The 25,527-nt window shown below is 62.5% G+C and carries 28 protein-coding genes; 12 read left to right on the forward strand and 16 right to left on the reverse strand.

What is annotated here, in order from left to right; all coding sequences use genetic code 11:
• Positions 1-58: 58 nt before the first annotated feature.
• Both AC3WWH_RS23775 and AC3WWH_RS23780 read left to right on the forward strand, forming a co-directional pair.
• On the forward strand, positions 59-526 hold the full coding sequence (locus AC3WWH_RS23775; RefSeq protein WP_058325001.1) for a hypothetical protein: 468 nt from the start codon (positions 59-61) through the stop codon (positions 524-526).
• Entirely contained in the window at positions 523-1,899 is a 1,377-nt protein-coding gene (locus tag AC3WWH_RS23780) for an FAD-containing oxidoreductase (RefSeq protein WP_058325002.1), read from the forward strand. The genes AC3WWH_RS23775 and AC3WWH_RS23780 overlap by 4 nt, the downstream gene beginning before the upstream one ends.
• Before the next feature lie 26 nt (positions 1,900-1,925).
• On the opposite strand, the gene AC3WWH_RS23785 is transcribed toward AC3WWH_RS23780, so the two are convergent.
• The 8 genes from AC3WWH_RS23785 to ocd form a co-directional block, all read right to left on the reverse strand.
• Positions 1,926-3,077 carry a M20 aminoacylase family protein gene (locus AC3WWH_RS23785; protein WP_113398813.1) on the reverse strand — a complete coding sequence of 384 codons (1,152 nt, stop codon included), beginning with the start codon at positions 3,075-3,077 and terminating at the stop codon, positions 1,926-1,928.
• Positions 3,078-3,087: 10 nt separating this feature from the next.
• On the reverse strand, positions 3,088-3,852 hold the full coding sequence (locus AC3WWH_RS23790) for an ABC transporter ATP-binding protein (RefSeq protein ID WP_058325003.1): 765 nt from the start codon (positions 3,850-3,852) through the stop codon (positions 3,088-3,090).
• Positions 3,853-3,867: 15 nt separating this feature from the next.
• Positions 3,868-4,569: an ABC transporter permease gene (locus AC3WWH_RS23795; protein WP_057249177.1), complete on the reverse strand. Its 702-nt coding sequence runs from the start codon at positions 4,567-4,569 to the stop codon at positions 3,868-3,870.
• Positions 4,569-5,282, reverse strand: coding sequence for an ABC transporter permease (locus AC3WWH_RS23800; protein ID WP_058325004.1), 714 nt, complete (start codon positions 5,280-5,282; stop codon positions 4,569-4,571). Before AC3WWH_RS23800 ends, AC3WWH_RS23795 begins: the two co-directional genes overlap by 1 nt.
• Positions 5,283-5,442: 160 nt before the next feature.
• Positions 5,443-6,243, reverse strand: a complete 801-nt coding sequence (locus tag AC3WWH_RS23805; protein WP_058325005.1) for a transporter substrate-binding domain-containing protein — start codon at positions 6,241-6,243, stop codon at positions 5,443-5,445.
• A 29-nt stretch (positions 6,244-6,272) separates the two neighbouring features.
• Positions 6,273-7,076: a dimethylarginine dimethylaminohydrolase family protein gene (locus AC3WWH_RS23810; RefSeq protein WP_058325006.1), complete on the reverse strand. Its 804-nt coding sequence runs from the start codon at positions 7,074-7,076 to the stop codon at positions 6,273-6,275.
• Between the two features lie 31 nt (positions 7,077-7,107).
• Positions 7,108-8,079: a citrulline utilization hydrolase CtlX gene (gene ctlX, locus AC3WWH_RS23815; protein WP_058325007.1), complete on the reverse strand. Its 972-nt coding sequence runs from the start codon at positions 8,077-8,079 to the stop codon at positions 7,108-7,110.
• Between the two features lies 1 nt (position 8,080).
• On the reverse strand, positions 8,081-9,163 hold the full coding sequence (gene ocd, locus AC3WWH_RS23820) for an ornithine cyclodeaminase (protein ID WP_058325008.1): 1,083 nt from the start codon (positions 9,161-9,163) through the stop codon (positions 8,081-8,083).
• Between the two features lie 92 nt (positions 9,164-9,255).
• Between ocd and AC3WWH_RS23825 the strand changes: the two genes are divergently transcribed.
• From AC3WWH_RS23825 to AC3WWH_RS23845, 5 genes are all read left to right on the forward strand, one after another.
• Positions 9,256-9,681: an Lrp/AsnC family transcriptional regulator gene (locus AC3WWH_RS23825; RefSeq protein WP_057249183.1), complete on the forward strand. Its 426-nt coding sequence runs from the start codon at positions 9,256-9,258 to the stop codon at positions 9,679-9,681.
• A 54-nt stretch (positions 9,682-9,735) separates the two neighbouring features.
• Positions 9,736-10,257 carry a carboxymuconolactone decarboxylase family protein gene (locus AC3WWH_RS23830; RefSeq protein WP_058325009.1) on the forward strand — a complete coding sequence of 174 codons (522 nt, stop codon included), beginning with the start codon at positions 9,736-9,738 and terminating at the stop codon, positions 10,255-10,257.
• A 263-nt stretch (positions 10,258-10,520) separates the two neighbouring features.
• The gene (locus AC3WWH_RS23835; protein WP_245299302.1) at positions 10,521-10,805 is read left to right on the forward strand and encodes a GNAT family N-acetyltransferase; all 285 of its coding nucleotides are present in this window, start codon (positions 10,521-10,523) and stop codon (positions 10,803-10,805) included.
• Between the two features lie 85 nt (positions 10,806-10,890).
• Positions 10,891-11,286: a MarR family winged helix-turn-helix transcriptional regulator gene (locus AC3WWH_RS23840; RefSeq protein WP_058325010.1), complete on the forward strand. Its 396-nt coding sequence runs from the start codon at positions 10,891-10,893 to the stop codon at positions 11,284-11,286.
• Between the two features lie 123 nt (positions 11,287-11,409).
• Positions 11,410-12,705: an MFS transporter gene (locus AC3WWH_RS23845; protein ID WP_058325011.1), complete on the forward strand. Its 1,296-nt coding sequence runs from the start codon at positions 11,410-11,412 to the stop codon at positions 12,703-12,705.
• Between the two features lie 75 nt (positions 12,706-12,780).
• Here the strand turns inward: AC3WWH_RS23845 and AC3WWH_RS23850 are convergent, their stop codons facing one another.
• From AC3WWH_RS23850 to AC3WWH_RS23860, 3 genes are all read right to left on the reverse strand, one after another.
• Positions 12,781-13,209 (reverse strand): OsmC family protein, encoded by a 429-nt coding sequence (locus tag AC3WWH_RS23850; RefSeq protein ID WP_058325012.1) that lies wholly within the window; start codon positions 13,207-13,209, stop codon positions 12,781-12,783.
• 128 nt (positions 13,210-13,337) lie between these two features.
• On the reverse strand, positions 13,338-14,927 hold the full coding sequence (locus tag AC3WWH_RS23855; RefSeq protein WP_058325080.1) for an ABC transporter substrate-binding protein: 1,590 nt from the start codon (positions 14,925-14,927) through the stop codon (positions 13,338-13,340).
• A gap of 10 nt (positions 14,928-14,937) precedes the next feature.
• The gene (locus tag AC3WWH_RS23860) at positions 14,938-15,618 is read right to left on the reverse strand and encodes a helix-turn-helix domain-containing protein (protein ID WP_058325013.1); all 681 of its coding nucleotides are present in this window, start codon (positions 15,616-15,618) and stop codon (positions 14,938-14,940) included.
• 196 nt (positions 15,619-15,814) lie between these two features.
• On the opposite strand from AC3WWH_RS23860, the gene AC3WWH_RS23865 reads away from it, so the two are divergent.
• The 5 genes from AC3WWH_RS23865 (at position 15,815) to AC3WWH_RS23885 (ending at position 19,876) form a co-directional block, all read left to right on the forward strand.
• Complete coding sequence (locus AC3WWH_RS23865) at positions 15,815-16,807, forward strand: ABC transporter permease (RefSeq protein WP_156433247.1); 993 nt, start codon at positions 15,815-15,817, stop codon at positions 16,805-16,807.
• 12 nt (positions 16,808-16,819) lie between these two features.
• A complete protein-coding gene (locus AC3WWH_RS23870; RefSeq protein WP_058325015.1) occupies positions 16,820-17,725 on the forward strand; it encodes an ABC transporter permease in 906 nt (301 codons plus the stop codon).
• Entirely contained in the window at positions 17,725-18,558 is an 834-nt protein-coding gene (locus AC3WWH_RS23875) for an ABC transporter ATP-binding protein (protein ID WP_492377293.1), read from the forward strand. The genes AC3WWH_RS23870 and AC3WWH_RS23875 overlap by 1 nt, the downstream gene beginning before the upstream one ends.
• On the forward strand, positions 18,555-19,295 hold the full coding sequence (locus tag AC3WWH_RS23880; protein ID WP_058325081.1) for an ABC transporter ATP-binding protein: 741 nt from the start codon (positions 18,555-18,557) through the stop codon (positions 19,293-19,295). The genes AC3WWH_RS23875 and AC3WWH_RS23880 overlap by 4 nt, the downstream gene beginning before the upstream one ends.
• A gap of 74 nt (positions 19,296-19,369) precedes the next feature.
• Positions 19,370-19,876, forward strand: a complete 507-nt coding sequence (locus tag AC3WWH_RS23885; RefSeq protein WP_058325017.1) for a GAF domain-containing protein — start codon at positions 19,370-19,372, stop codon at positions 19,874-19,876.
• 44 nt (positions 19,877-19,920) lie between these two features.
• Here AC3WWH_RS23885 and AC3WWH_RS23890 read toward each other — a convergent pair whose 3' ends face one another.
• From AC3WWH_RS23890 to rbsK, 5 genes are all read right to left on the reverse strand, one after another.
• The gene (locus AC3WWH_RS23890; RefSeq protein ID WP_492377294.1) at positions 19,921-21,012 is read right to left on the reverse strand and encodes an ABC transporter ATP-binding protein; all 1,092 of its coding nucleotides are present in this window, start codon (positions 21,010-21,012) and stop codon (positions 19,921-19,923) included.
• Between the two features lie 85 nt (positions 21,013-21,097).
• A complete protein-coding gene (locus tag AC3WWH_RS23895) occupies positions 21,098-22,552 on the reverse strand; it encodes an ABC transporter substrate-binding protein (RefSeq protein ID WP_058325019.1) in 1,455 nt (484 codons plus the stop codon).
• Positions 22,553-22,593: 41 nt separating this feature from the next.
• Positions 22,594-23,622: a carbohydrate ABC transporter permease gene (locus AC3WWH_RS23900; protein ID WP_058325020.1), complete on the reverse strand. Its 1,029-nt coding sequence runs from the start codon at positions 23,620-23,622 to the stop codon at positions 22,594-22,596.
• Positions 23,619-24,494 (reverse strand): carbohydrate ABC transporter permease, encoded by an 876-nt coding sequence (locus AC3WWH_RS23905; RefSeq protein ID WP_058325021.1) that lies wholly within the window; start codon positions 24,492-24,494, stop codon positions 23,619-23,621. Before AC3WWH_RS23905 ends, AC3WWH_RS23900 begins: the two co-directional genes overlap by 4 nt.
• A complete protein-coding gene (gene rbsK / locus AC3WWH_RS23910) occupies positions 24,491-25,423 on the reverse strand; it encodes a ribokinase (protein ID WP_113398816.1) in 933 nt (310 codons plus the stop codon). Before rbsK ends, AC3WWH_RS23905 begins: the two co-directional genes overlap by 4 nt.
• Positions 25,424-25,527: the final 104 nt, after the last annotated feature.

The following is a 25,527-nucleotide window of genomic DNA, read 5'->3' on the forward strand; positions in this document are numbered from 1 at the left end:
ACCCGAACCGCTTGGGGGCTGGTGGATTGGGTTCGCCCGGCGAACGTTCGGGGAATTCATGTCGATCTATCTCTTCACGCTGCTTATCGGCGTGGTTGCCGGTCTGCGCACCATGACCGCACCTGCCGCCGTCAGCATCGGCGCCGCTGCGGGCTGGTTGCCGCTCGGCGGTACATGGGCGGCCTTTATGGGTTTTCGCTTCACGCCCTATATCTTTGGCCTGCTGGCGCTGGTGGAATTCGTCACCGATCAGTTGCCGAGCACGCCGAGCCGCAAGGTTCCGCAGCAGTTCGGCGCACGCATCGTCTCGGGCGGCTTCTGCGGCGCCGTGCTCGGAACGGCCGCAGGTGCTATGCTGGCCGGGCTGGTCGCCGGCGTGATCGGTGCCGTCATCGGTACGCTCGGCGGCTACGAAGCCCGCAAGCGCCTCGTTGCGGCCATCGGCGGCAAGGATCTGCCGATCGCGCTTCTTGAGGATGTCGTTGCCGTTCTCCTCGCACTCTGGGTGGTGTCCTCGGTGTCATGACGAAACATTTCGACGCAATCATCATCGGCGCCGGCCAGGCCGGCCCTTCGCTGGCCAGCCGGCTGACATCAGCGGGAAAGACCGTCGCCTTCGTCGAGCGCAAGCACTTCGGCGGCACCTGCGTCAACACCGGCTGCATGCCGACCAAGGCGATGGTTGCGAGCGCCTATGCGGCGCACCTGGCGCGCCGGGGCGCCGACTATGGCGTCACGACCGGACCGATCACCATCGACTTCGCCCGCGTCATGGCGCGCAAGGACACGGTGCGGTTCAATTCGCGCAAGGGGGTCGAAGGCTGGCTGAAGGGCATGCCGAACATCACCGTCATCGAAGGCCATGCGCGCTTCGAAGGCCCGCACGAAGTGCGCGTCGGCGGTGAGTTGCTGTCGGCCGACCAGATCTTCCTGAACGTTGGCGGACGTGCGGCGACGCCGGACTTCCCTGGCGTCGAGGACGTGCCCTATCTGACCAACGTCTCGATCATGGATCTCGACACCCTGCCCCACCACCTGATCGTCATCGGCGGTAGCTATATCGGGCTTGAGTTCGCACAGATGTTCCGCCGCTTCGGCTCCGAGGTCACGGTGATCGAGAAGGGCCCACGCCTGATCGGTCGCGAGGATGCGGACGTTTCCGACGCCATTCTCGCGATTCTGGAGAAAGAGGGCATAAACTTCCGCTTGAACGCCGAATGCATCCGCTTCGCCAAGCACGGCGACGAAGTCGTCGCCGGCGTCGACTGCACCGCCGGCGCACCCGAGATCGTCGGCTCCCACCTGTTGCTTGCCACCGGGCGACGGCCGAATACGGATGATCTCGACCTCGATCGAGCCGGCGTGAAGACCGACGCGCGCGGCTATGTCGAAGTCGACGAAACGCTCAGGACCAATGTCCCGCACATTTTCGCCATGGGCGACTGCAACGGCCGCGGCGCCTTCACCCACACTGCCTATAACGACTTCGAGATCATCGCCGCGAATCTCATCGATGGCGAGGCACGAAAGGTCAGCGACCGGATTGCGACTTACGGCCTCTTCATCGATCCGCCGCTTGGCCGCGCCGGCATGACGGAAACCGAAGCGCGCAAATCAGGACGCAAGCTGCTCATCGGCACGCGACCGATGACCCGCGTCGGCCGCGCCGTCGAGAAGGGCGAGACCGAGGGCTTCATGAAAGTGATCGTGGACGCCGACAGCAAGGAAATCCTCGGCGCCTCGATCCTCGGCACGGGCGGCGACGAAGCGGTGCAGAGCATCCTCGACGTCATGTATGCCGGCAAACCCTACACGACGATCACCCACGCGGTGCACATTCACCCGACGGTGTCGGAGCTTATCCCGACGGTGTTTGGTGACCTGCACCCGGCCACCTGAGCGACCGGACGTTAGCGACCGCCCGGTTAGACGAGCGCTGCCCGCGCGAGATGGTAAAAATACGTAGCACCGCGTTCGAGGATGTCGTCGTTGAAATCGTAGTGGGTGGTGTGCAGCCCGCTGCTGTCGCCGTTGCCGATCAGCACATAGGCGCCCGGCACCTTCTCCAGCAGGAAGGAGAAGTCTTCACTGCCCATCAGCGGCTCGGGCAATTCGACATAGGCGTCGGTGCCAAAAGTCTCCGCGATCACCGCACGCGCATCTTCGACGGCATCGGCATCGTTGATCGTCGCGGGATAACCGACCTGCCAGTCGAAAGTCGCCTCAGCGTTGTAGCTTTCCGCCTGCAAGCGGGCAATCTGCTCGACACGTTCCTGGAGTTGCTTGCGCACGGCCGGATCCATCGCACGCATGCTGATTTCCAGCACTGCAGTGTCGGGAATGATGTTGGACGCGGAACCCGACTGGAACGAACCGACCGTCAGCACCGACGGCTGGTGCGGCGATACATTGCGCGAGACCAGCGTCTGCAGCGCCATCACCACGCTGGAACCGACGACGACCGGGTCAACCGTCAGTTCCGGCTGGGCGCCGTGACCGCCCTTGCCCCTGATCGTTAGCGTCAGTACGTCGATCGATGCAGCCATCGCGCCGGCGCGGCTGGAGAACTGGCCGACCGGCAGGCCCGGCCAGTTGTGGAGCGCATAGACCCGCTCACAGGGGAAGCGTTCGAACAGGCCGTCCTCGATCATCAGCTTGCCGCCGCCGAAATTTTCTTCGGCCGGCTGGAAGATCAGGTGCACGGTGCCGTTGAAGCTCTCGTCCTTCGACAGAGCCCAGGCAGCGCCGAGCAGCATGCTGGTGTGACCGTCGTGGCCGCAGGCATGCATCGCGCCCGGATGTTTGCTCTGATAGGCAAGACCGGTTTCCTCCTGCATCGGCAGCGCGTCCATATCGGCACGAAAGCCGACGGCGCGGTTGCTGTTGCCGCGCTTCAGCGTCGCAACGATGCCTGTCGTCGCCAGACCGCGCGTCACTTCGAAGCCCCAGGATTGCAGCAATCCGGCGACGAATTCGGAGGTCTTCACCTCGGATAGGCCGATCTCGGGCATCTCGTGCAGCTTGTGACGGATCTCGACGAGTTCGGGCAGGAACTCAGAAAAATTGGCGTCGCGCATTGGGGCCTCCTCAAGCCATCTGCAAGAACTGGCGCAGCCGCGCCGATTGCGGGTCGCGCATCACCTGCGACGGCGCGCCGCGTTCTTCCACCAGTCCCTTGTGCAGGAAGATCACCTCACTGGAGATATCACGGGCGAGTGACATTTCGTGCGTGACCATGACCATGGTGCGCCCTTCTTCGGCGAGTTTCTTGATGACGAGCAGGACTTCGTTGACGAGTTCCGGGTCGAGCGCCGACGTAGGCTCGTCGAAGAGCATGACTTCCGGCTTCATCGCGAGAGCGCGCGCGATCGCCGCCCGCTGCTGCTGGCCGCCCGAAAGCTGGTTGGGATAGTGGTCGCGCTTCGGGGTGATGCCGACCTTTTCCATCAGCAATTCGGCCTCGCCGATCGCATCCTTGCGCGTCATGCCGAGCACATGGATCGGGCCCTCGATGAGGTTTTCGAGGATGGTCTTGTGGGACCACAGATTGAAGCTCTGGAACACCATGCCAAGGCGCGTACGGATATGTTCGAGCTGCCGCTTGTCGGTGGCATGGAACTTGCCGTCCTTGCCCTTGACGGTGCGGATCACCTCGCCCGAGACCGCGATCTCGCCCTCATCGGGCGTCTCCAGATAGTTGATGCAGCGCAGCAAAGTGCTCTTGCCCGAACCACTGCTGCCGATCAGCGAGATGACGTCGCCGGACTTCGCCTCGAAGGAGACGCCTTTCAGCACCTCGACGGACCCGAAGCTCTTGTGAATGTTCTTCACGGAAAGCGCTGTTGCAGCCATGTCCGTTCCTCCTCGTTAGGCCTTCGCCGTGCGGTAGCGGGTGAGCCGCTTCTCGACCACGCCCATGACGCGCGTCAGGATGAAGACGACGGTGAAATAGATGATGCCGGCGGCGATCAGGGGTTCGAAGATCAACAGCGACTGGCGCTGCAGCATGCGGGCGGTGCCCATGACTTCGAGAATCGTGATCGTCGAGGCGAGCGACGTCGTCTTCAACAGGATGATCAGGTCACCCGTCAGCACCGGCAGGCAGGATCGGAACGCCTGCGGCAGGGTGATGCGGCGAAGGATCATCGAGGAGCGCATGCCGATCGATTTGGCCGCCTCGATCTGGCCGCGCGGGATCGCCTTGATCGCGCCGCGGATAACCTCGGCATTGTAGGAGGCCTGATTGAGGCTGAGCGCAAAGATCGCGTACCACAGGCCATCACGCAGATAAGGCCAGAGGAAGCTGTGGCGCACCCAGGTTCCGGGCAGGATTTGGCCGAGGCCGTAGTAGATCAGGTAGATCTGTACCAGGAGCGGCGTGCCGCGGAACGCAAAGGTAAAGACATAGGCCGGAACCGAGAGCACGCGACGGCCGGAAAGCCGGGCAAGCGCCACGAGGGTGCCGATGACCAGACCGAAGACGCCCGCCACCGCCGTCAAAAGCAGCGTCAGCGGGGTTGCTTTGATGAGCGCCGGCAGGAAGCCGATAACGTTGGAGATCGTTTCCATCAGTGGTGCCCCCGGTTGAGGCCGCGTTCGATTTGGGCGATCACCAGCACGGATACGAGCGTGATCGCCAGGAACAGGATGGCCGTCAGCCCGTAGAAGAAGATGTACTGCTTGGTACCGGCAGCAGCCCGGTAACCGGTGTAGAGCAATTCGCTGAAGGAGCCGAGCACGCTGATGATGGCGCTTTCCTTGGTGATCGACAGCCAGAGATTGCCCATGCCTGGAACCGCGTGGCGCATCATCTGCGGGAAGATAATGCGGGTGAAGACCTTGCGTCTCGGCATGCCGATCGAAACCGCCGCCTCGATCTGGCCGGGGGGCACGGAAAGGAAGGCCGAGCGCAGCACTTCAGTCATGAAGGCGCCGGAGACGAAAGCGAGTGCGATGATTGCTGCCCAGAACGAGCTGAACTGGAAGGTCTCGGCCACCAGACCGAAGTGCTTCAAGAGCCGCTCGGCACCGCTCGCGACGGAGAAATAGAGGAGCAGGATGACCAGCAGTTCGGGAAGCGAGCGAACGACCGTCGTGTAGATCTCGGCAAGGAAGCGCGGGACGCGGTGCTTCGACAGTTTGCCGGCCGCCCCGAGGAAGCCGAAGAGAACCGCAACCGCATAGGCGACCACGGACACCTGCAAGGTCATCACCAGGCCCCAGGCGAAATCGTCGCCCCAGCCCTCGCCGCCCCAGGCAAGCAATTGCCAGTAATAGTCCATCCGTCGTTACCTGTTTCCGATTGTCTCGTCAGCCCTCACGCCGCCCTCTGTCGGGCTGGATCGCTGTAGCGGTCGCTGCGAAGATGCCCCGGCGCTGCGGCCGGTTTGGCGATCGAGGGCGGCGCGAAACATAGGCTACACGCCGCCCTTGAAGAGCGATTTACTTCTTGCCGAAGATCCACTTGTCGACGAGCTTCTGGGTCGTGCCGTCCTTTTCCAGGGCAGCAAGGCCGGCATTGACCTTTTCGAGCGTCGCCGCATCGCCCTTGCGCACGGCATAGGCGACACCTTCACCGAGAACGACATTCTTCGGCACTTCGACCTTGACCTCGTAGTCGGCGCCCTCGGGCGACTTCAGGAAGGTCTGGATGTAGAGGTCGGGGATCAGCACGTAGTCGACGCGGCCGGCAATGAGGTCAGCGACCGAGTTGTCTGCGGTGTCGTAGCTCTTGGCTTCGGCACCCGTCAGATACTTGGCAACATAGGCCGACTGGACGCTGGAGGTCTGCACACCGATGATCTTGCCCTCGACGCTTGCCGGATCGATGATCTTGCCGGAACCATCCGCGGCGTCGGTCGTCTTGATCTCGCTCGTGTCAGCTTTGGCGCCGACGAAGGAGGTGCCTTCGGTGTAATAGGGCGTCGAGAAATCAACGACCTGGCGACGCTCATCCGTGATCGAGAAGGCGCCGATGATGAAATCGACCTTGTTTTCCTTCATCGACGGGATCAGTCCGTCCCAGGCCATCTGGTTGATGTCGCACTTCACGGCCATCTTTTCGCAGAGTGCGCGGGAGAGGTCGGCCTCGAGGCCCTCCCATTCGCCGCCGGCGTTCACCTGGGTGAAGGGCATGTAGGGCTCCGGCGTCATGCCGAGCCGCAGCGTGTCCTCGGCCAATGCGCTGCCAACAGCCATGGAAAGGGCGATCCCTGCGAACAGGGCGGTCTTCAACGTCTTCATTTTGTTTCCTCCTCGGGGATTGCGACGGATCAGAGCGTGTTGCTGAACCAGCGCAGCGACATGCAGGACAGGCCCGCGTCGATCTTGCCGATCTCCGTCGTCTTCATGGGCACGACCTTGTAGCCGAGCTTGTCGAGCATCTCGATCGTGCGCGGGAAGTCGGAGCCAACCATGACGACGTCATTGACGCGCAACGCATTGGCTGCCGGCTCTTCACCTTCGGGAATGATCACCTGCTTGAAACGCTCGAAGGCGCCGGATTCGGCAAGACGCGCCGTTGAAAGCACGGTCTCGTCGTCGAGCAGCGAGCAATCGGTCTTGAAGTGCAAAACACCTTCCGGGGTCGCGACGATCTCGCTTTTGCGGCCGAGCTTGGCAAGGCAGGCCTGCAGCGCTTCGGCGCCGACCTTGTTGGTGCGGGCCGAAAGGCCGATCATCACGCTTTCGCGCGTCGTCAGCACGTCACCGCCATCGGCAAAGCCGTTGCCGGGCAGGTCGAGAACGGTTTCGAACATGGCGCGCAGCGTCGGCTCGATCTCCGGCGTTTCCTTGACGCGGGTCTCGGCGCCCGGGCGCAGGAGGATCGCGCCTTCGGTGAAGACCAGCGCCGGATCCTCGACGAAGATCGAATCCGGGAAGGCTTCGAGCGCCGGCAGTACCGTCACCTTCACGCCTGCGTCCTTCATCGCCGCGATATAGGCGTCGTGCTCGGCCTTCACACCTTCGAAGGTGGGGTTGCCGCGATCGTCGGCGCGCAGACCGTTGACGACCGACTTCGAGGGCGTGCGAACGATGATGTTGTTGAACTGGTAGACGGGGCGTGACTGCGACATTTGTGGGACCTTTGGCTTGGATGAGGTGCTTCTATCGATCGGACGTGGCGGCGTAAAGCTTTTGCGTACCGGCCGGTTCTCTTCGTGACAAATGAACGCCGGCGAGCATGCAGCGCACGGAACCGCCGGCAAGCTCGATCGTCGGCACGTCGAAGGCAAGCACACGGGCGGAGATTTCGAGCGCCTTGATCTGATCGGGGCGGAGCGAAGCGAGCGCCCGCGCCGACATGACCACGACGCGGCCATCTGCGCCGTCGAGCTCGATCGCGTTGCCGGCGAAGTTTTCGATCTGGTCAAGCGTCAGGTCGATGACCTGGCGGCCGGTTTCCTCGAGCCGCGCGCAGATTTCCTGGCGGCGGGCGACATCCGGGATCATGCTCGCGCCGATCAGCGCAAACTCCGTGCCGATGCACATCAGAACGTTGGTGTGATAGATCGAGTTGCCCTGGCGATCGACGGCACCGAAGATCATCGGCTCGAAGTTGAAGTGGGTGCAGAAACGTTCGAGCGCCACTTCGTTGGTGCGGTTGGAACGCGCGGCATAGGCGACGCGGCCGATGTGGTCGAGCACCATGGCGCCGGTGCCCTCAAGATAGACCCCGTCCTTTTCGAGACCGGAATAGTCGATCACGTCTTGGACGCGGTATTCGTTCTTCAGCATCTCGATGATATCGACGCGGCGTTCGCTCTGGCGGCTTTCCGAATACATCGGATAGATCGCCACATGGCCGCCGGAATGGGTGGAGAACCAGTTGTTCGGAAAGACGGAGTCGGGGCGCGTCGTCGTTTCGTCTTCGAAGAGATGAACCGCGACACCGGCGTCGGTGAGGCCATCAGCCATACGGCTGACTTCGTCATAAGCGGCCTTGGCGATCGCCGACGGCTGGCGTGCCGCGTCGATCGCCTGGAAGGCGTTGTCCTCAGCGGTCATCGGGTTCGGGCCGAAATGGTGCGGACGGATCATCACGACGCCCTTCGGCGCCTGCACGGACAGTCTCTTCATGTTATGCAACGCTCCGCTCGGCAAAGGCCGCCGGCTGCTGCCGGAACAGGCCGTAGAGATCGCGCGGGTGGTCCGGCTGCGTCGTCAGGTCGAGTTCGGTGTAGAACGCCGTGCCCTGGATCTTGTCGCGCAGGAAGCGCAGTGCCGAGAAGTCCTCAGTGGCGAAACCGACGGAATCGAAGATGGTGATCTGCGCGTTGCTGCGGCGGCCTTCGGCCTCGCCGGCGATGACCTGCCAGAGTTCGGTGACCGGGAAATCCGGCGCCATCTGCTGGATTTCGCCTTCGATGCGGGTCTGCTCCGGATATTCGACGAAGACGTCGGCGCGGCGCAGGATGTCGCCCTGCAGTTCCGTCTTGCCGGGGCAGTCGCCGCCGACCGCATTGATATGCACGCCGGCGCCGACCATGTTGTCGGAGAGGATCGTGGCGTTGCGCTTGTCGGCCGTAACCGTCGTAATAATGTCGGCACCAGCAACGGCCTCTTCCGCCGTCGCAGCAACGACGATGTCGAAATCCATGTCCGAGAGGTTGTTGCAGAACTTCTCGGCCGCTTCGGGATCGATGTCGAAGACCTGCAGCCGCTTGACGCCGAGCAGGGCACGGAAGGCAAGCGCCTGGAATTCAGACTGCGCGCCGAGGCCGATGATTGCCATCGAACGGGCGTCAGTGCGAGCGAGGTACTTTGCGGCAAGCGCCGAAGTGGCCGCCGTGCGCAGACCGGTCATGATCGTCATTTCGGAGACGAGGCAGGGATAGCCGGTGCTGACATCGGAGAGAACACCGAAGGCTGTCACCGTCTGCAGGCCGACAGTGGGGTTCTTCGGGTGGCCGTTGACATATTTGAAGCCGTAATGCTCACCATCAGAGGTCGGCATCAGCTCGATGACGCCGGTCTTCGAGTGGCTCGCGAGCCGCGGCGTTTTCTCGAATGCGTTCCACCGGCGGAAATCATCCTCGATGTATTCCGCAAGACCCACAAGGAACGTCTCAATACCGATCGATTTGACCAGCTCAATTACGTTGCCGACACCGACATACTGAACCACGTTTAAAACTCCATCGGAGAAATTCGATGAAGTCAGCCTAGGCTTGCAAGAAGTGAGTTGAAATTTTAAACCTGCCTAATATGCAAAACCTTATTGAGCATTTTGCGCAGTCGGATTATACAATTTTCATGCATATCTTCGACGACCTCGATCACCAGCTCATCTCGCTATTGCGAGAAGACGGCCGCGCGCCCTACTCAAAGATAGCCACCGTGCTCGGCATTTCCCGGGCCACGGTTCAAACGCGCATCGACCGGCTGCTCGAAAGCGGTGCCGTGCTCGGCTTCACGCTGCGCGTGCGGCAGGATTACGATGATCGCGCCATCCGTGCGATCATGATGATCGAGGTCAGCGGCCGCAACACCACCAAGGTCATCAAATATCTGCGCGGCCTGCCCGAGCTTTATGCGCTGCATACGACCAACGGCGGCTGGGATCTGGTCGCAGAAATTCGCGCCAACAGCCTCAGCGATTTCGACCGCATCCTGCGCGAAGTACGCGACGTCGATGGCGTATCGAACAGCGAAACGAGCATTCTGCTCAGCACCGTCTGATCCCCCACCATCACAAGCGCACCGCCCGCGCGCCATTCAAGACCGGTAAGACCCATGAGCCATATTCCCCAGATCGACTACGACACCGCTTCCGACGAAATCCGCGCCGCCCATGACGAGGAAGTGCGCGTGCGCGGACGCATGACCAACATGAAGCGCACGCTTTTGCATTCGCCGGTCGCCCATCGCATCTACGCGGAATGGTTCACGCTACGCGAAGAACTGCGCCCGGCGCTAAACGATCGGGAGATCTGGTTTCTCTCGCACGCGATCTCTGAAGCCATGCGCTCGCCGATCGCCATGGGCTTCTTCCGCCGCGCCTTCGCCAACTCGGGCATCGACTTCCACACGGTCGTGCCGACCGACGACGAACAGCGGCTGATCGCCTTCGGACGGGCGATCGTCGCCGACAGCAATGCTATCCCGGACGAGATCTGGGCGGGCCTGAAGGCACGCTACGACGCCAAGGCACTGGTCGATCTCGTCGCCTTCTCAGGCATCATGGTGGCGACTGCGCTTTTCAACAACGTCGTCGAGGTCGAATTCGACAAGGAACTGGAACCGTTCGTCGACTGAGGCGTCGACGAACCAAATGCTTCAGATTGCTGCCGCTTCAAAAGGAAAGGCGATGATCAGACCGGCCACGATCAAGGATGCGTCCAGCCTGACGGCCATTAGCCTGGAGGTCTGGCTCAACACCTATATCCGCGATGGGTCAACGCGTTCTTTGCCGATTATACGCTGGCCCAATTTACCGCCTCGCGCTTTGAAGAGATCCTGGCCCAGGAGGATGAGGCCATCTGGGTTTCGCAGCCGTCGGCATCGACGGCTTTCTGCGGATGTCGTCGAATTCACGGGCGCCGGTCGATATCGTTTCGGACCTTGAAATCGTGACGCTCTATGTGCAGCCCCGTCACCACGGCCGCGGCATCGGCAGGAAGCTTCTGAAAACGGGGCTTCAATACTGCTCGGACATTGGCAGGGCGAGCACCTGGCTGGCGGTGAACGCCGAAAATGAAAAGGCCACGGCCTTCTACATCGCGAGCGGCTTCGAGAAGGTCGGGGAGACCCACTTCAGGATAGCGACCGGGCCTACCCGAACAACATCCTACATTTTCGCCTAAATCGGTCCGTCGCTGACAACGCCTAAAACGGTGCTTCCGCGATCGCGGACTTGACGTCGCGCATTTGCGTGTATATACACACATCATGTCTCGTTGCTACTGTGCCCTTTTACGCAAAGCCACCCGGAGAGTGACGTCGGTCTACGACGACGCGCTGCAGCCGATCGGTCTCAACCTCGCCCAGTTCAGCTTGCTTCGGCACATCGCGCGCGATGAGCCGATCTCGATGACCGAACTTGGCCGCAAGATCGAACTCGAACGCTCGACGGTCAGCCGCAACGTCAAGGTGCTGGAAGGAATGGGGTTGGCGGCAACCGGAAGCGGGAAAGATCAGAGGGAGGCCGTTGTCGAACTTACGGAAAACGGCCATCGGATTCTCATTGACGGCGCACCGCTCTGGCAGGCCGCACAGGACAAGATCGAGGCGCGACTGGGGACCGACGCGGCCGCCCAGCTAGAGGACCTGCTTCTGGCGCTCTAGACAACCTGGCCTGCCAGGAACCGTCAGCAAACTGCCAAACAACAATTCAACCTGCGACCTGCGCTCCGAAAGCCCGCGCAGCGCTCTCGCACACCCGAAAACACGGACGAAAGGAAGTCGACTATGCTCGGTCCGGCGCTTGCGCGTTATCTAGCCAAACGCAATATCCATTACGGCTGGGCTGTGGCCGCCGTCACCTTCCTGGTCATGCTGTCTACTGCGGGAGCGATGGGCTCGGCCGGCGTGCTGATCAAGCCGCTTGAAACCGAGTTCGGCTGGTCGAATGCCCAGATCTCGCTGGCGCTGGCGATCCGCCTTTGCCTGTTCGGTCTGCTCGGACCGTTCGCAGCATCGTTCATGAACCACTTCGGGGTACGCCCGGTCGTTTCCGCGGCGCTGGTCCTGATCATCGCCGGCATCGCCGCCTCCTTCTACATGACGGAGCTCTGGCACCTCGTCGCGATCTGGGGCGTGGTGTTGGGCGTCGGCACCGGCATGACGGCGCTGGTTCTCGGCGCGACGGTCGCGACACGCTGGTTCGACAAGCGACGCGGGCTCGTCGTGGGACTGATGACCGCCAGCAACGCCACGGGGCAGCTGGTGTTCCTGCCGCTGCTCGCGTCTCTCACGGAAACGATCGGCTGGCGCTCGGCACTGACGCTGATCATCGTCATCCTCATGGCAGCCCTCACACTGGTCCTGTTGCTGATGCAGGATCGCCCTGGTGATCTCGGCCTCGCGCCCTTCGGCTCGAAACAGATGGTGCCGGCGGCGCCGAAGGCAAAGAGCTTCGGGGCTCTGCTGATGGCACCGATCAGGGCGCTTTCCGACGCCGCGAAGACCAACACCTTCTGGGTGTTGTTCGCCACCTTCTTCGTCTGCGGTTTCAGCACCAACGGCCTGATCCAGACCCATTGGGTTTCGATCTGCGGTGATGTGGGTATTGCCGCCGTCGCCGCGGCCAGCCTCCTGGCGCTGATCGGCGTGTTCGATCTCATCGGGACCGTCGGCTCCGGCTGGCTTTCGGATCGCTACGACAACCGCTGGCTGCTCTTCTGGTTCTATGGCCTGCGTGGTCTCTCGCTGATGTTCCTGCCGTTCAGCGGCTTCAACATCTACACGCTGTCGATCTTCGCGATCTTCTACGGCCTAGACTGGGTCGCGACGGTTCCGCCGACCGTGAAGCTCTCGGCCGAACGCTTCGGCCCGGAACGGGCCGGTCTCGTCTTCGGCTGGGTTTTTACCGGCCATCAGCTCGGCGCCGCCAGTGCGACCTTCCTCGCTGGCGCAAGCCGGACGTCGCTCGAAACCTACGCGCCGGCGCTGATCGCCGCCGGAATGCTCTGCATCGTCGCCGCCCTGCTAGTCCTGACGATCGGCCGGCGCCAGCCGGAAGCGCTGGTGCCGCAGCCGGCCTGAGTTCTTCCCCATAGTTGTGCGCAAAAAGGGCGGGCTGCCGGTGGCACCCGCCCTTGATGTTTAGACCTTGGACCGTCAGTGACTGAACTCAGTCACGAATTCCGGATTGCCGCGAATGGTGTTGCTGACGGTGCAGATCTCGTTTTCGGCGGCTTCCGCGATCGCATGACGGACCGCATCGTCGAAATCGCCTTTGATGTCGAAGACGATGTTGAACTTGGCAACGCGGGAGGGTTCGTCATGGGCCTTCTCGCCGGTCACCTTGGCACTTACCTCCGTCAGTCGGTCGAACACGCCGTAGCGGCTGGCTGCAATGCGGGCGCTCAAGACCAGGCAGCTTGCGAGCGAGGCGTAAAGCAGATCGAGCGGGCCGTAACCCGCCTGCGACGGGCCGGTAACGATATCGAGTTCGCCGCCGGTTACCGAAGTCACATGCGGAAAGCCGGTTCTGCCGACCACGGCCGTCGCACCGGTTTCACGCGTTCTCACCTTCACATCCGCCATCTCGCAAACCTTCCCAGAATTCTCCGAACCGACACTATCGTTGTCGGCAGAAACACGTCGCCCCGGGCCGCAAGGCCCAGGGCGTTGATATGTGCGCCTTTGAAGAACGGCGCAAGAGCGATGTTCGATCAGTTCTTCTTCACCAGGCGGTAGAACACGAAGTCCGACGTCGCGCCGTTGACGTAGCCCTCGACCTTGTCCTTCATCGCAACCTGCGTCGCTGCCTGGAACATGATCACGATCGGCGACTTTTCCTGCACCTTGCGCTGCAGGTCGACATAGAGCCCGTCGCGCTTGGCCGGATCGGCTTCCTTGAGCGCTGCCTTGGTCGCTTCGTTGAGTTCCGCCGGCACGGCCCAGCCGTTACGCCACGTGGTCGTCGACTGATACTTGTCGTCGGCATTGTCTTCGTTATAGGCGAAGGCCTTGGCGTTCGAATGCGGGTCCATGAAGTCCGGGCCCCAATAGAGCAGCATGGCTTCGTGGGTGCGCGCACGGTACTTGGTGATCACCTGGCTGCCAGTGCCCGGGATGATCTCGAAGTTGATGCCGGCTTCCGCGAACGATGCCTGCAGCGACTGTGCCATGTCGGTAAACGGCGTCGAGTTGATGACGTCGAGGGTTACCTTGATCGGCGTCTTGATACCGGCGTCGGCGAGGATCTTCTTCGCCTTTTCGACGTCGTAGCTGTAGGGCGTTTCATCGAGCGAGCCCGGGAAGCCCTTCGGCCAGAAGGCCTGGTGAACTTCCATCTGACCCTTCAGGAAGCTGTCGGTCATGCCCTTGTAGTCCACGAGGTAGCGGGCGGCTTCCCAGACGGCTTCCGGCTGTAGTGCCGTGTTCTTCTGGTTGAACGACAGGAAGTGCACGGCGGCCTGCGGGTAGGACTCGACCTTCACGCCGTCCTTGCCTTCGAGACCCGAAACCTGGTCCGGCGTCAAGTTCTTGGCCATGTCGACGTCGCCGGTCTGCAGCATCAGCTGCTGGGTCGCGGCTTCAGCCACGTGACGGATGATGACGCCCTTGATCACAGGAGCGCCGCCGAAATAGTTCGGGTTGCTCTGGAGGTTCAGCAGTTCGCCGGCGCGGAAGGCCTTGAGCACGAAGGGACCGGTGCCGGCCGAATTGGCCTTGAGCCACGCATTGCCGAAGTCGCCACCGGCTTCATTCGCCTTGACGGTTTCCGCGTCGACGACCGATGCCGGACGGGCGGCGAGAACGTTGAGAACGAAAGCCGACGAGAAGTCGCCTTCATACTTGATCGTGACCTTGTTGCCGTCGGCGGTCACCATCTTGTCGATGTTTTCAGGCGTCCAGCCAAGCTGCGTCAGGATGAAGGCAGGCGCCTTGTTGAGAACGACGACGCGCTTGAAGGAATAGACGACGTCTTCGCCGCGCAGCGGGTTGCCGGAGGTGAAGGTGACACCATCGCGCAGCGTGAAGGTGATCGTCTTGGCGGCATCGTCGGCCGTCCATTCGGAGGCGAGGCCCGGCGCCAACTTCTTCACGTCGGGCGCATCGTACTGCACCAGGCGGTCATAGGTCTGGGTGACGTATTCGCCCGAAGAAAACTCGTAGGCTTCGGCCGGGTCGATGCTGACGATGTCGTCGATGTTCTGCGCCACGACCAGCACTTCCGCCGGCGTTTCGGCGAGTGCGGCCGGCGCTACGCTCATCATCAGGGACGCCGCGAACACCGCGGCCTTGAACATTCTCATCATCATTCTCCTATTTTCGATGAGGCTTGGTTTTTGTCATCGCCGGCTTCAGCGCCGATTTCGGCGTACCGGTCTCGTTGGATTGGGATGCGCGCAACCGGAAGAGCGGCAGCGTGCCGGTCCAGATCAGCCGCACGGGCGTGTCCGTCTTGTTCCACCAGTAGTGGGGCTGGATGCCGCGGAAATGCAGGCCGTCGCCGGGGGACAGCGTGGTCTCGTCGCCGTCGAGCCCGAACAGGATCTCCCCTTCGAGCATGTAGACGAGCTCCTCGCCCTCATGACTGAAGACCTCGGAACGGTGTCCCGGCGGAATGGTGATGACGAAGCTCGAAAGCTGGTTGCCGGCAAAATCGGCGCCGATCCGCTCATAGGAAACCGGCGAGCCGCCGACCGAAAACACCATGCGCCCCTCGGCGCGCGAGAGGCCGGTATCGATCGCCGGGGCGAGGATGAAGTGGTTGAGCTCGGCGCCGAGCCCCTGGGCAATCTGGGCCAGCGTGCCAAGCGAGGGCATGGCGAGATCGCGCTCGATCTGGCTGAGATAACCGACGGAAACGCCCGCCGCATCGCTCAGCGCCTGCAGCGTCATATGCATCTGCCGCCGACGCGCGCGCACCAGCGCGCCTACCTTCGGCTGCCCTGCCCCGGTGCTTTTCCCGGACGTGGCTTCGTCATCCGACGGAACGCTCACGCTCTCCTCCCCCAGTAAAATTTTTTTGATTTAAGCAAACTTATTTATATACTCCAAGCGAATTTTTGCGCTATCGACAAGACAGACCGCAAGCGAAGAGGGATGGAATCGCCACGTGGCAAATGACAGCACCACAGCAGCAACGCCGGTACGCCGCGCCTCCAGACCTAGCCGGAGCCGGCAGCGCCTTAGCTCATTGGTGGGCTTCCTGGTTACGCTCGCGATAACCTTCCTTGGCCTGCTCGCGATCACCTTCTTCATCGGCCGCATCGTGCCGATCGACCCGGTTCTCGCTGTCGTCGGCGACCGCGCGCCCGTTGTGGTCTATGAGCGCGTCCGCCAGGAAATGGGGCTCGACCAGCCGCTGATCACCCAGTTCGTCAGCTATGTCGGCGATGTCGCCACCGGCAATTTTGGCACCTCGGTTTCCACCGGCAAGCCGGTTATCGAAGACCTTGCCCGTGTCTTCCCGGCGACGCTCGAGATGGCGACACTCGGCATCATCCTCGGCGTGCTGATCGGCGTCCCACTCGGCGTTTTTGCAGCCGCCCGCCGCGGCTCGTGGCTCGATCAGGGCATCCGCGTCATCGGCCTGCTCGGCTATTCGGTGCCCGCCTTCTGGCTCGGCCTTGTCGGCCTTGCCGTCTTTTATGCGCGGCTGAAATGGGTCGGCGGCCCGGGGCGGGTCGACATCTTCTATGACGGCATGGTGACGCCGATCACCGGGCTCATCCTTGTCGACAGCATCATCGCAGGCGAATGGGAGATCTTCCGCAACGCCGTCTGGCACCTGATCCTTCCGGCCTCCTGCCTCGGCTTCTTTTCGCTCGCCTATATCGCCCGCATGACCCGCTCCTTCATGCTCGACCAGTTGAGCCAGGAATATGTCACCACCGCGCGGGTCAAGGGCGTGCCGGAGCGCCTCGTCATCTGGCGCCACGCCTTCCGACCGATCCGCGTGCCGCTGATCACCGTCATCGGTCTTTCCTATGCCGGCCTGCTCGAAGGCTCCGTCATGATCGAGACGATCTTCTCCTGGCCGGGCATCGGCAACTACCTGACCGTCGCCCTGCTCAACGCCGACATGTCGGCGGTGCTCGGCTCGACCCTCGTCATCGGCGCGGTCTTCATCGGCATCAACAAGATTTCGGACGTGCTCTATCGCGTGCTCGATCCGCGTGCACGCTAAGAGGAGTCGGACATGACCACACTTCGCGACTGGCTGATCGACGACAGCCCTGCCTCGCCGATGCAGGCGCGCCTCGGACGTTTCTACCGCATCTTCGGCGCGCTGATGCGCAATCCGCTTGCCGTCGTCGGCGCTATCATCATCCTGGCCCTGGTGTTGACGGCTCTGTTCGCGCCTTGGCTCGCCACCCATGATCCGCTGCGCCAGTCGCTCGGCGAACGCCTGCTGCCGCCGAGTGGCGCCCACTGGATGGGAACCGACGAACTCGGCCGCGACATCTGGTCCCGCGTCGTCTACGGCGCGCGCATCACGCTTGCGATCGTCACGCTCGTCGCCGTGCTCGCAGCCCCCGCCGGCCTGGTGATCGGCGTTGCCGCCGGCTATTTCGGCGGCTGGGTCGATCGCATCCTCATGGGCATCACCGACATCTTCCTGTCGCTGCCGAAGCTGATCCTGGCACTGGCCTTCGTCGCCGCTCTTGGCCCCGGCATCGAAAATGCGATCATCGCCATCGCCATCACCTCCTGGCCGGGCTACGCCCGTGTCGCCCGTGCAGAGACGCTGACCTTCAAGAACTCCGAGTTCATTTCGGCGGTGCGGCTACTCGGCGCTTCGAGCCTGCGCGTCAATCTCGGCCACGTGCTGCCGCTCTGCACCTCGTCGATGATTGTCCGCGTCACGCTCGACATGGCCGGCATCATCCTGACGGCCGCCGGCCTCGGCTTCATCGGTCTTGGCGCCCAGCCGCCGCTTCCCGAATGGGGCGCGATGATCTCGCGTGGCCGTTCGTTCATTCTCGACCAGTGGTGGGTCGCAACCATGCCGGGCTTTGCCATCATTCTCGTCAGCCTCGGCTTCTGCTTCCTGGGCGATGGTCTGCGCGACGTGCTGGACCCGAAGAGCGGGGAGCAGCGCTGATGAGCAATCTTCTCGAAATCGAAAAGCTGCGCGTCACGTTTCCGACGCCCCGTGGCGACCTCGAAGTGGTACGCGGCATCTCCTTCACACTCGGCCGCGAGCGCTTGGGCATCGTCGGCGAAAGCGGCTCGGGAAAATCAATGACCGGCCGCTCGATCCTGCAGTTGATCCGGGCGCCGGGTCGCGTCACCGCCGACAAGCTCGTCTTCGACGGCATCGACCTCTTGAAACAGTCCGAACGGCAGATGCGCGCCATTCGCGGCGCCCGCATCTCCATGGTGATGCAGGACCCGAAGTTCTCGCTGAACCCTGTCATGACCATTGGCGAGCAGATTGCCGAAGCACTGCTGACGCACCGGAAGCTGCCGCGCCGTGAGGTCAACAACCGCATGCTCGCGATGCTGGAATCGGTGCGCATCGCCGATCCGGAACGCGTCGCCCGGCTCTATCCGCATGAAGTCTCGGGCGGCATGGGGCAACGCGTGATGATCGCGATGATGCTGATCCCCGAGCCGGACCTGCTGATCGCCGACGAGCCGACCTCGGCACTCGACGTTTCCGTGCAGGCGCAGGTGCTCGACATCATCGACGAACTGGTGAAGCGCAAGGGCATGGGGCTGATCTTCATCAGCCACGACCTGAACCTCGTCTCCAGCTATTGCGACCGCATCCTCGTGATGAACACCGGCGAGGTGGTCGAGGAGTGCAAGGCCGGCGAACTGATGGAGGCGAAACATCCCTATACGCGCGGGCTGATCGCCTCCATTCCGCGCCTCGACGAAACACGGGACGAGCTGCCGGTACTCGACCGCAGCGCATGGGCCAAGGCATGACCGCGCTTTCTCTCAAGAACCTCGACATCTCCTATGGCGACGTGCAGATCACCCACGACGTCAATCTCGACATCGCCGACGGCGAGAGCTTTGCCCTCGTCGGCGAAAGCGGCTCGGGCAAATCGACCGTATTGAAGGCGATAGCCGGCCTCGCGCCGGAGTGGACGGGCGAAATCACCGTGCTCGGCTCACCCCGCGGCCATGGCATCGACCGCGCCTTTTCGCGCCAGTGCCAGATGGTATTCCAGGACCCCTATGGCTCGCTGCACCCGCGCAAGACCGTCGATGCGACGCTCGGAGAAGCCTTGACCATCCATGGCATCGGCGACCGCAATGCGCGGATCGAGGAAGTCATGGCCTCCGTCGGGCTCGATCGCAAGTTCCGTTTCCGCTTCCCGCACCAGCTCTCGGGCGGCCAGCGCCAGCGCGTGGCGATCGCCCGGGCACTCATGCTGAAGCCGAAGGTGCTGCTGCTCGACGAGCCGACCTCGGCGCTCGACGTCTCGGTCCAGGCCGAAATTCTCAATCTGCTGAAGCGCCTCAGGCGCGAGCAGAACCTCACCTTCCTGATGGTCACCCACAATCTGGCCGTCGTCTCGTTCCTTTGCGATCGGCTCGCCGTCATGCGGCAGGGCCGTATCGTCGAGGTGGCCGATGTCACCGATCTCAAGCGCGGCGACCTCAAGGATCCCTATTCGCGTGAGCTGATGCAGATCAGCGCCGCGCATGCCAACTAGAGCGGGAAACTGAAAGTGCGGGCGGTCTTCGCCCGCAACCGCTCTAAAATATCGAGTAACCCCAAGGACATAGCATGAACAGTGAACAGATCGCTGCCGCGCTGGCGGAATTCGACGCGGCGATTGCCAAGACAACCGATGCTGATGCGGTATGGACCGCGCTGCAGACGCTTTGCCGCCAGGTGATCGGCGCCAAGCTTTTCACCATCATGACGGTCGACATGGTCAATGAAGTCGCCCGCCGCGCCTATACCTCGCACCCTGAGGAATACCCGACCTCCGGCACCAAGCCGATCCGCTACGACAGCTGGTTCGACATCGTGCACAAGGCACACCAGACCTTCGTCGCCAACACCATCGTCGACATCTCCAAGGTCTTCGGCGACCACGAAACCATCTGGTCGCTCGGCTGCGGTTCGGTTGCGAACATTCCGGTTGTTGTCGGCGGCGAACTGCTCGGCACGGTCAACTGCCTCGACGTCGAGCATCACTACACGCCTGAGCGCGTCGCACTCTCCAAGCATCTGGAAATGCCGGCGAAACTCGCCTTCCTCGCCGCCGCCCGCGCCGAGCAGAAGTAATACGGCAGGCCGGGGGCGTCACCGCCTTCGGCCCCCCTTTCCGGTCAGCGGCCGATCGCTTTGCCAGTTTCCTCCAGAAAGAAGTGTATCTTCGCCGCCTCGATCGGCACCTCGATCTGGTCATCTGGGCCGATGCGTGACGCAGCGTGAACCTGCGCCGTGAAGGCGGCTTGGCCCACCTTGCCGAGCGCCAGCGTGTGAGGCCCAAGCGGCTCGACGTCGCGCACCGTCAGCTTCACGGTCGGCGCTCCAGCGTCCGCGGCCATCGTATGTTCCGGGCGGATGCCGAGGACGACGTCCTTGCCCGCAAAAGCGCCGAGCTTTCCAGCGCGGTGCTCCGGAACCTTGATGGCCACATCACCATCACCCTTGAACTGCAAACCGCCATCACCGCCTTCAAGCCGCCCTTCGATGAAATTCATGCTGGGCGCGCCGATGAAGGCGGCGACGAAGAGATTGGCGGGCGCCTCGTAAAGCGTGATCGGGTCGGCTGCCTGCTCGATACGCCCCTGGTTCATAACGACGACGCGATCGGCCATGGTCATGGCTTCCACCTGGTCGTGGGTGACGTAGACGGCGGTCGTCTGAAGACGCCGATGCAACAGTTTGATTTCGGTGCGCATTTCGATGCGCAGCTTGGCGTCGAGGTTGGACAACGGCTCGTCGAAAAGAAAGACATCGGGCTGGCGCACGATCGCCCGACCGATCGCCACGCGCTGGCGCTGGCCGCCCGATAACGCGCTCGGCTTGCGGCCAAGATAGGCACCGAGATTGAGGATGCGGGCGGCATCCGTCACCGCCTTATCGACCTCCGCCTTCGGCGTGCCGCGCACCTTCATGCCGTAGCCGATGTTTTCGGCGACCGTCATGTGCGGATAGAGCGCGTAGTTCTGGAACACCATGGAGCAATTGCGCAAGCCAGGGCGCAGATCCGTGACGTCGCGTTCGCCAATCCTGATCGAACCAGAGGTCGCGGTTTCAAGACCGGCGATCATCCTGAGGGTCGTTGTCTTGCCGCAGCCGGACGGCCCGACGAGCACGACGAACTCGCGATCCGCAATCTGAAGATCGAGCGGCGGAATGACGGTGACGTTCCCGAAGGACTTGGTGATCTGCTCCAGTCGGACCTGTGACATGCGGAAACCTTTGCTGCTGTCGATACCCGGTCTTGCCCGGGCGCTTGAGGCCCGCCCCGAACGTCTCGGGGCGGGCGCAGTCTCGTTATTCCTGAGGCAGCCCCATCGAGGCGCGATAGGCGGCAAGCTGCTTGTCGCGGCCGAACTCGTCGGTCAGCTTGTTCCACTGCTCGGCGACGCTATCGAGCGCCTGTTGCGGCGTCACTTCGCCGGCAAGCGCCTTGGAAAGCTCGATCTCCAGCACCTCGGTGTAGGAGAAGTAGCCGGGCAGGCGCATGTCGAGCGCGATGTTCTTGGCGGTAACCGCGTCCTTCTGCGCGCCGAGATACTCCTTCGCTTCGCGCTCGGAGAAGATCTTCGACCAGAGATCGAGGTTCGTCGTGTGCGAGATGCGATAGGGATTGACACCTGTACCGCCGGTGATTGCCGCCTGGCCGGAAACGGCCGGGCTCGTCAGGTACTGGATATAGTTCCAGGCCGCCTCCTGCTTGGTCGAGGTTGCGGGAACCGCCGCCTGCCAGCCGCCGAAGGCCATGAAGGAGGTCTGGACGACATGGTCGAACTTGTCCCACTTCTTCGTCTTGTAGTTCCAGATCTCGTCCGATCCCGGCAGCGGTGCCGAGCCGACATTGCCGGCGACCTTAGACTGCTTCGGGTCGGCGCCGATGACGCCGGTATCGCCCCAGCCGATCGATTCCGCCACTTGCCCGCCGGCGAAGGCGGCGTTCACTTCACCGAAGGAGAAGTTCAGCGCGTTCGGCGGCGCGAGTTTCGAGGCGCGTATGTACTCCTCGAGGCCACGAACCCAGCCGGGATTGTTGACCTGGGCGTCCATCGTCTCCGGATTGAAGAACATGGCGCCGGGATTGTCCGGGTGGCTGGTATAGCCGGCAACGTGGCTGAACAGGAACCAGAACTGCTGGCCGCCGCGGCGGAAGGCTTCCGCCGTGCCCCAGAGGTTGTTGGTCGGCTGGTTGAAGTATTCGGCGATGTCGAGATACTGCTTCCAGGTCTTCGGCGGCGCCAGGTCGTAACCGTACTTGGCCTTGAAGGCCTTCTGGTTGTCGGCGTTCTCGAAGAGGTCGATGCGGTAGCTGTATGTATGGGCGTCGCCGTCCATCGTCTGCGACAAGACCTTGCCGTTCCAGACCATCAGCTGTTCACGATAGACAGGCGCGATATCCTCCCAGTCGGCGCCCTTGCGCATGTCGGCCGGCATTTCCGACAGGAAGTCGGTAAAGTCGGGCGCCCAGGCCGGGGCAAAGGCAATCACGTCGAAGGCGTCTTCGCCCGATGTCAGCGAGGTCACGATCTTCGGATAGAGTTCCGACCACGGGAACTCGACGACTTTAACCTTGCCGCAGGTCTTTTCTTCCCAGCCCTTGGCTGCAAGCTGCAGCGCCGAGGCGATGTATGGGCCGGTCTGTGTGGTCGCCGTCAATTCAACGCCGGTGTAATCCGGATCGCAGGCAAGCGCCGTTCCCGCGCTCCCCATCGCGAGTGTGGCAAGAGATACAGAAGCCAGTAGCAATTTCCTCATTCTATCCTCCCTGTGAATGAATGCATGCCAAAGCGGGTTGGTTACTTGATCGCTCCAAGAAGCAGGCCGGAGCGCATGAGCCGGCTCAAAAGTCCGGCCATGACCATCATCGGGATGATGGCAACGAGAGCGGCAGCGGAAATCGCCCACCATTCGTCGCCGCGCTGGCTGTTCTGGCCGGCGACGAGGATGGGCAGCGTCTGCCATTTGGAATTGGTCAGGAACAGCGCAAACAGAAACTCGTTCCAGACGAAGGCAAGCGTGATCATGAAGGTGGCGATCAGCCCCGGTTTCGACATCGGCAGGACGATGCCGAAGAAGATCCGCCAGGACGGCACGTTGTCGACCATCGCGGCTTCCTCAACCTCGACCGGCAGCGCCTCGAAGAAGTCACGCATCAGCCAGATGACGATCGGAAGCGAAAACGCGATATAGGCAAAGGTCAGGCCGATATAGCTGTCGACCAGCTTGAAGCCGAGTTTGCCCATCTCCGTGTACATCAGGTAGAGAGCGAAGGCCGCGACGATCGGCGGGAACATGCGCTGGCTGACGAACCAGAAGACGATGTCGTTGTTGCCGAGCTCCGGCCCCGGCAGACGGAATCTGCTCGAGATCACCGCGAGTGCAAGTGCTGCGACAAAGGCATAGATCAGCGAGATGCCCTGACCGAAGCCCAGCACATGGCGGCCGAGAAGGAAGCCGCCGAAGGCGATCACAACGAAGATCAGCGCCGAGAGCAACCGGAAGCGGAAGGTGAAGCGCACCAGCGCATAGGCCGCCATGGCGCCGATGAAGGTCGCGGCAATCGATGCCGAAAGGCCGATGATCGTCGATGCCATGAAGGTGCTAAAGAACTGGCCGCGCTGGCCCGACAGAAGCTCGCTCCAGGCTGTAAAGCTCGGCTCGAAATCGACGAACGGCAGATAGGTCGGCCCGCCAACGACGGCGATCGGCGTCTTGAACGAGGTGATCAACACCCAGTAGAGCGGAAAGAAGGTGATGGCGAGCCAGATCAGGCAGCCGCCGAGCGCCAGCCAGCGCCGTTTTCCCTTGAGAGTGCGCACGCTCATTTGTGCTTCTCCAGATAGGGTTTCAGGACCGCCAGATAGACGAGGCCGATCACTGTAATGACGATCAGGAACAGGAAGGAAAGCGCCGAGGTGTAGCCGAGGTTGAACTTCTTGAAGCCTTCCTGATAGGCAAACAGCGTCAGCGTCTCCGTCGAAATCCCCGGCCCGCCGCCGGTCATGACGAAGACCGTGTCGATGATCTTGTAGCTCTCGATCAGGCGGATGAAGACGACGGCGACCGAGATCGGCAGCAGCATCGGAAAGGTGATGTCGCGAAACTGCTGCCAGGGCGTGGCGTTTTCGAGCGCGGCTGCCTCGTAGACATCATCCGGCAGGGTCTGCAACCCCGCAAGCAGCATGAGGATAACGAAGGGCGTCCATTGCCACACCTCGACGGCGATGATCGATCCGAGCGCCCAGCTCGTCTGGGTGAGGAACGGAAGATTGGGAAAGCCGAGCGCGGTCATTACCTCGTTGAGCGGCCCCATCGTCGGATTGAGCACCTGGCGGGCGATCAGCGCGACGGCAACTGGTGCCACCAGCATCGGCAACAGGAAGCTCACGCGAAAGATGCCCTCGCCCGGCACCCGTGAATTCAGCGCCAGCGCCACCGAAAGGCCGATCACATATTGCAGCCCGACGGAGATGAAGGCGATCAGCGTCGTCGTTCCCGCCACGTGCCAGAAGCGTGGGTTCTGAAGCAGATCCAGGTAATTGCCGAAACCGACGAAGCGCGATGGCGTCGGCGGCACGAGCCGCATGCTCATGAAACTGGTGGTCAGCGAATAGACCAGCGGGAAGATGGAGATCAGCAGGACGATGATGAGGGCGGGCCAAATGAAGAAATGCTTGATTGGGTCGTTGCGCGTCATGCGGTCGCCCCTCTCGCCAGCAGCGCCTCGATCTCGGCAAGCGTCGGCATGGCCGGCGCCGTGCCACGACGGCTGACCGCGATGCCGGCGGTCGCGCAACCGAAGCGCACCGCCTCGACCGGCGCGAGCCCACGCGCCAGCGCTGCAGAAAAGCCGCCGACGAAGGCATCCCCTGCCCCGGTCGTGTCGATCACCGGTCCGCTGGCGATCGCGGGCACCAGCACGGACTGGTCGTGGTTGTGGTAGAGCACGCCGCGTTCGCCGAGCGTGATCAGTGCCGTCTTGGCGCCCTTCTTCAGGATCGCGTCGCCGGCGCGGCGAACATCATCCCCCGAGGACAGCGCAAAGCCGACGATGGCTGCAGCCTCGGTCTCGTTCGGCACGAGGTAGTCGCAGAGCGGGTAGATCGCATCCGGGAAAGGTTCGGCGGGCGCCGGGTTGAAGACAGTGGTGACGCCGGCGGCATGGGCGATCTCGAGTGCGCGTTGCGCTGCGGCAACCGGTTGCTCCAGCTGAGTGACGAAGACGCGCGATCCCTCGATCGTCTCGCGGGCAGCCTCGACATCATCGATACTGATCGAGCCGGCAGCACCCGGATACACGATGATGGCGTTCTCGCCGTTCTGGTCGTTGACGTAGATGAAGGCGGCACCCGTCGGCAGATCGTCCATCTGCCCGATCTTCGGCGTCACGCCGGCTTCGACATAGGTGCGCAGCGCCATCTCGCCGAAGGTGTCGCGACCGAGCTTGGAGATGAAGGACACCGGACTGCCGGCCCGCGCTGCAGCTACCGCCTGGTTCGAACCCTTGCCGCCTGGTCCGACGGAAAAGCCGCTGCCGGTAATCGTTTCACCGACAACCGGCATGCGCCGCGCCAGATAGGCCGTATCGGCCACGAAGATACCAAGGATCGAAACACCAACCTTCATTCAAACCTCCCCCTGCGACCGCACCGCAGAAAACGGTGTGCCCAGGCAATCTCTCGCGATTTCATGTGTCATCTAGCACCGCGCGGAGACCGCGCAGGCGGTCC

This window comes from Ensifer sp. EB106-03-01-XG145, from assembly GCF_058792075.1.

What these genes read in the sequence shown, in the direction of transcription:
- AC3WWH_RS23775 (WP_058325001.1), top strand. Translation starts at nt 59, where the DNA reads ATGTCGATCTATCTCTTCACGCTGCTTATCGGCGTGGTTGCCGGTCTG.
- AC3WWH_RS23780 (WP_058325002.1), top strand. Translation starts at nt 523, where the DNA reads ATGACGAAACATTTCGACGCAATCATCATCGGCGCCGGCCAGGCCGGC.
- AC3WWH_RS23785 (WP_113398813.1), bottom strand. Translation starts at nt 3,077, where the DNA reads ATGCGCGACGCCAATTTTTCTGAGTTCCTGCCCGAACTCGTCGAGATC.
- AC3WWH_RS23790 (WP_058325003.1), bottom strand. Translation starts at nt 3,852, where the DNA reads ATGGCTGCAACAGCGCTTTCCGTGAAGAACATTCACAAGAGCTTCGGG.
- AC3WWH_RS23795 (WP_057249177.1), bottom strand. Translation starts at nt 4,569, where the DNA reads ATGGAAACGATCTCCAACGTTATCGGCTTCCTGCCGGCGCTCATCAAA.
- AC3WWH_RS23800 (WP_058325004.1), bottom strand. Translation starts at nt 5,282, where the DNA reads ATGGACTATTACTGGCAATTGCTTGCCTGGGGCGGCGAGGGCTGGGGC.
- AC3WWH_RS23805 (WP_058325005.1), bottom strand. Translation starts at nt 6,243, where the DNA reads ATGAAGACGTTGAAGACCGCCCTGTTCGCAGGGATCGCCCTTTCCATG.
- AC3WWH_RS23810 (WP_058325006.1), bottom strand. Translation starts at nt 7,076, where the DNA reads ATGTCGCAGTCACGCCCCGTCTACCAGTTCAACAACATCATCGTTCGC.
- ctlX (WP_058325007.1), bottom strand. Translation starts at nt 8,079, where the DNA reads ATGAAGAGACTGTCCGTGCAGGCGCCGAAGGGCGTCGTGATGATCCGT.
- AC3WWH_RS23825 (WP_057249183.1), top strand. Translation starts at nt 9,256, where the DNA reads ATGCATATCTTCGACGACCTCGATCACCAGCTCATCTCGCTATTGCGA.
- AC3WWH_RS23830 (WP_058325009.1), top strand. Translation starts at nt 9,736, where the DNA reads ATGAGCCATATTCCCCAGATCGACTACGACACCGCTTCCGACGAAATC.
- AC3WWH_RS23835 (WP_245299302.1), top strand. Translation starts at nt 10,521, where the DNA reads ATGTCGTCGAATTCACGGGCGCCGGTCGATATCGTTTCGGACCTTGAA.
- AC3WWH_RS23840 (WP_058325010.1), top strand. Translation starts at nt 10,891, where the DNA reads ATGTCTCGTTGCTACTGTGCCCTTTTACGCAAAGCCACCCGGAGAGTG.
- AC3WWH_RS23845 (WP_058325011.1), top strand. Translation starts at nt 11,410, where the DNA reads ATGCTCGGTCCGGCGCTTGCGCGTTATCTAGCCAAACGCAATATCCAT.
- AC3WWH_RS23850 (WP_058325012.1), bottom strand. Translation starts at nt 13,209, where the DNA reads ATGGCGGATGTGAAGGTGAGAACGCGTGAAACCGGTGCGACGGCCGTG.
- AC3WWH_RS23855 (WP_058325080.1), bottom strand. Translation starts at nt 14,927, where the DNA reads ATGAGAATGTTCAAGGCCGCGGTGTTCGCGGCGTCCCTGATGATGAGC.
- AC3WWH_RS23870 (WP_058325015.1), top strand. Translation starts at nt 16,820, where the DNA reads ATGACCACACTTCGCGACTGGCTGATCGACGACAGCCCTGCCTCGCCG.
- AC3WWH_RS23875 (WP_492377293.1), top strand. Translation starts at nt 17,725, where the DNA reads ATGAGCAATCTTCTCGAAATCGAAAAGCTGCGCGTCACGTTTCCGACG.
- AC3WWH_RS23880 (WP_058325081.1), top strand. Translation starts at nt 18,555, where the DNA reads ATGACCGCGCTTTCTCTCAAGAACCTCGACATCTCCTATGGCGACGTG.
- AC3WWH_RS23885 (WP_058325017.1), top strand. Translation starts at nt 19,370, where the DNA reads ATGAACAGTGAACAGATCGCTGCCGCGCTGGCGGAATTCGACGCGGCG.
- AC3WWH_RS23890 (WP_492377294.1), bottom strand. Translation starts at nt 21,012, where the DNA reads ATGTCACAGGTCCGACTGGAGCAGATCACCAAGTCCTTCGGGAACGTC.
- AC3WWH_RS23895 (WP_058325019.1), bottom strand. Translation starts at nt 22,552, where the DNA reads ATGAGGAAATTGCTACTGGCTTCTGTATCTCTTGCCACACTCGCGATG.
- AC3WWH_RS23900 (WP_058325020.1), bottom strand. Translation starts at nt 23,622, where the DNA reads ATGAGCGTGCGCACTCTCAAGGGAAAACGGCGCTGGCTGGCGCTCGGC.
- AC3WWH_RS23905 (WP_058325021.1), bottom strand. Translation starts at nt 24,494, where the DNA reads ATGACGCGCAACGACCCAATCAAGCATTTCTTCATTTGGCCCGCCCTC.
- rbsK (WP_113398816.1), bottom strand. Translation starts at nt 25,423, where the DNA reads ATGAAGGTTGGTGTTTCGATCCTTGGTATCTTCGTGGCCGATACGGCC.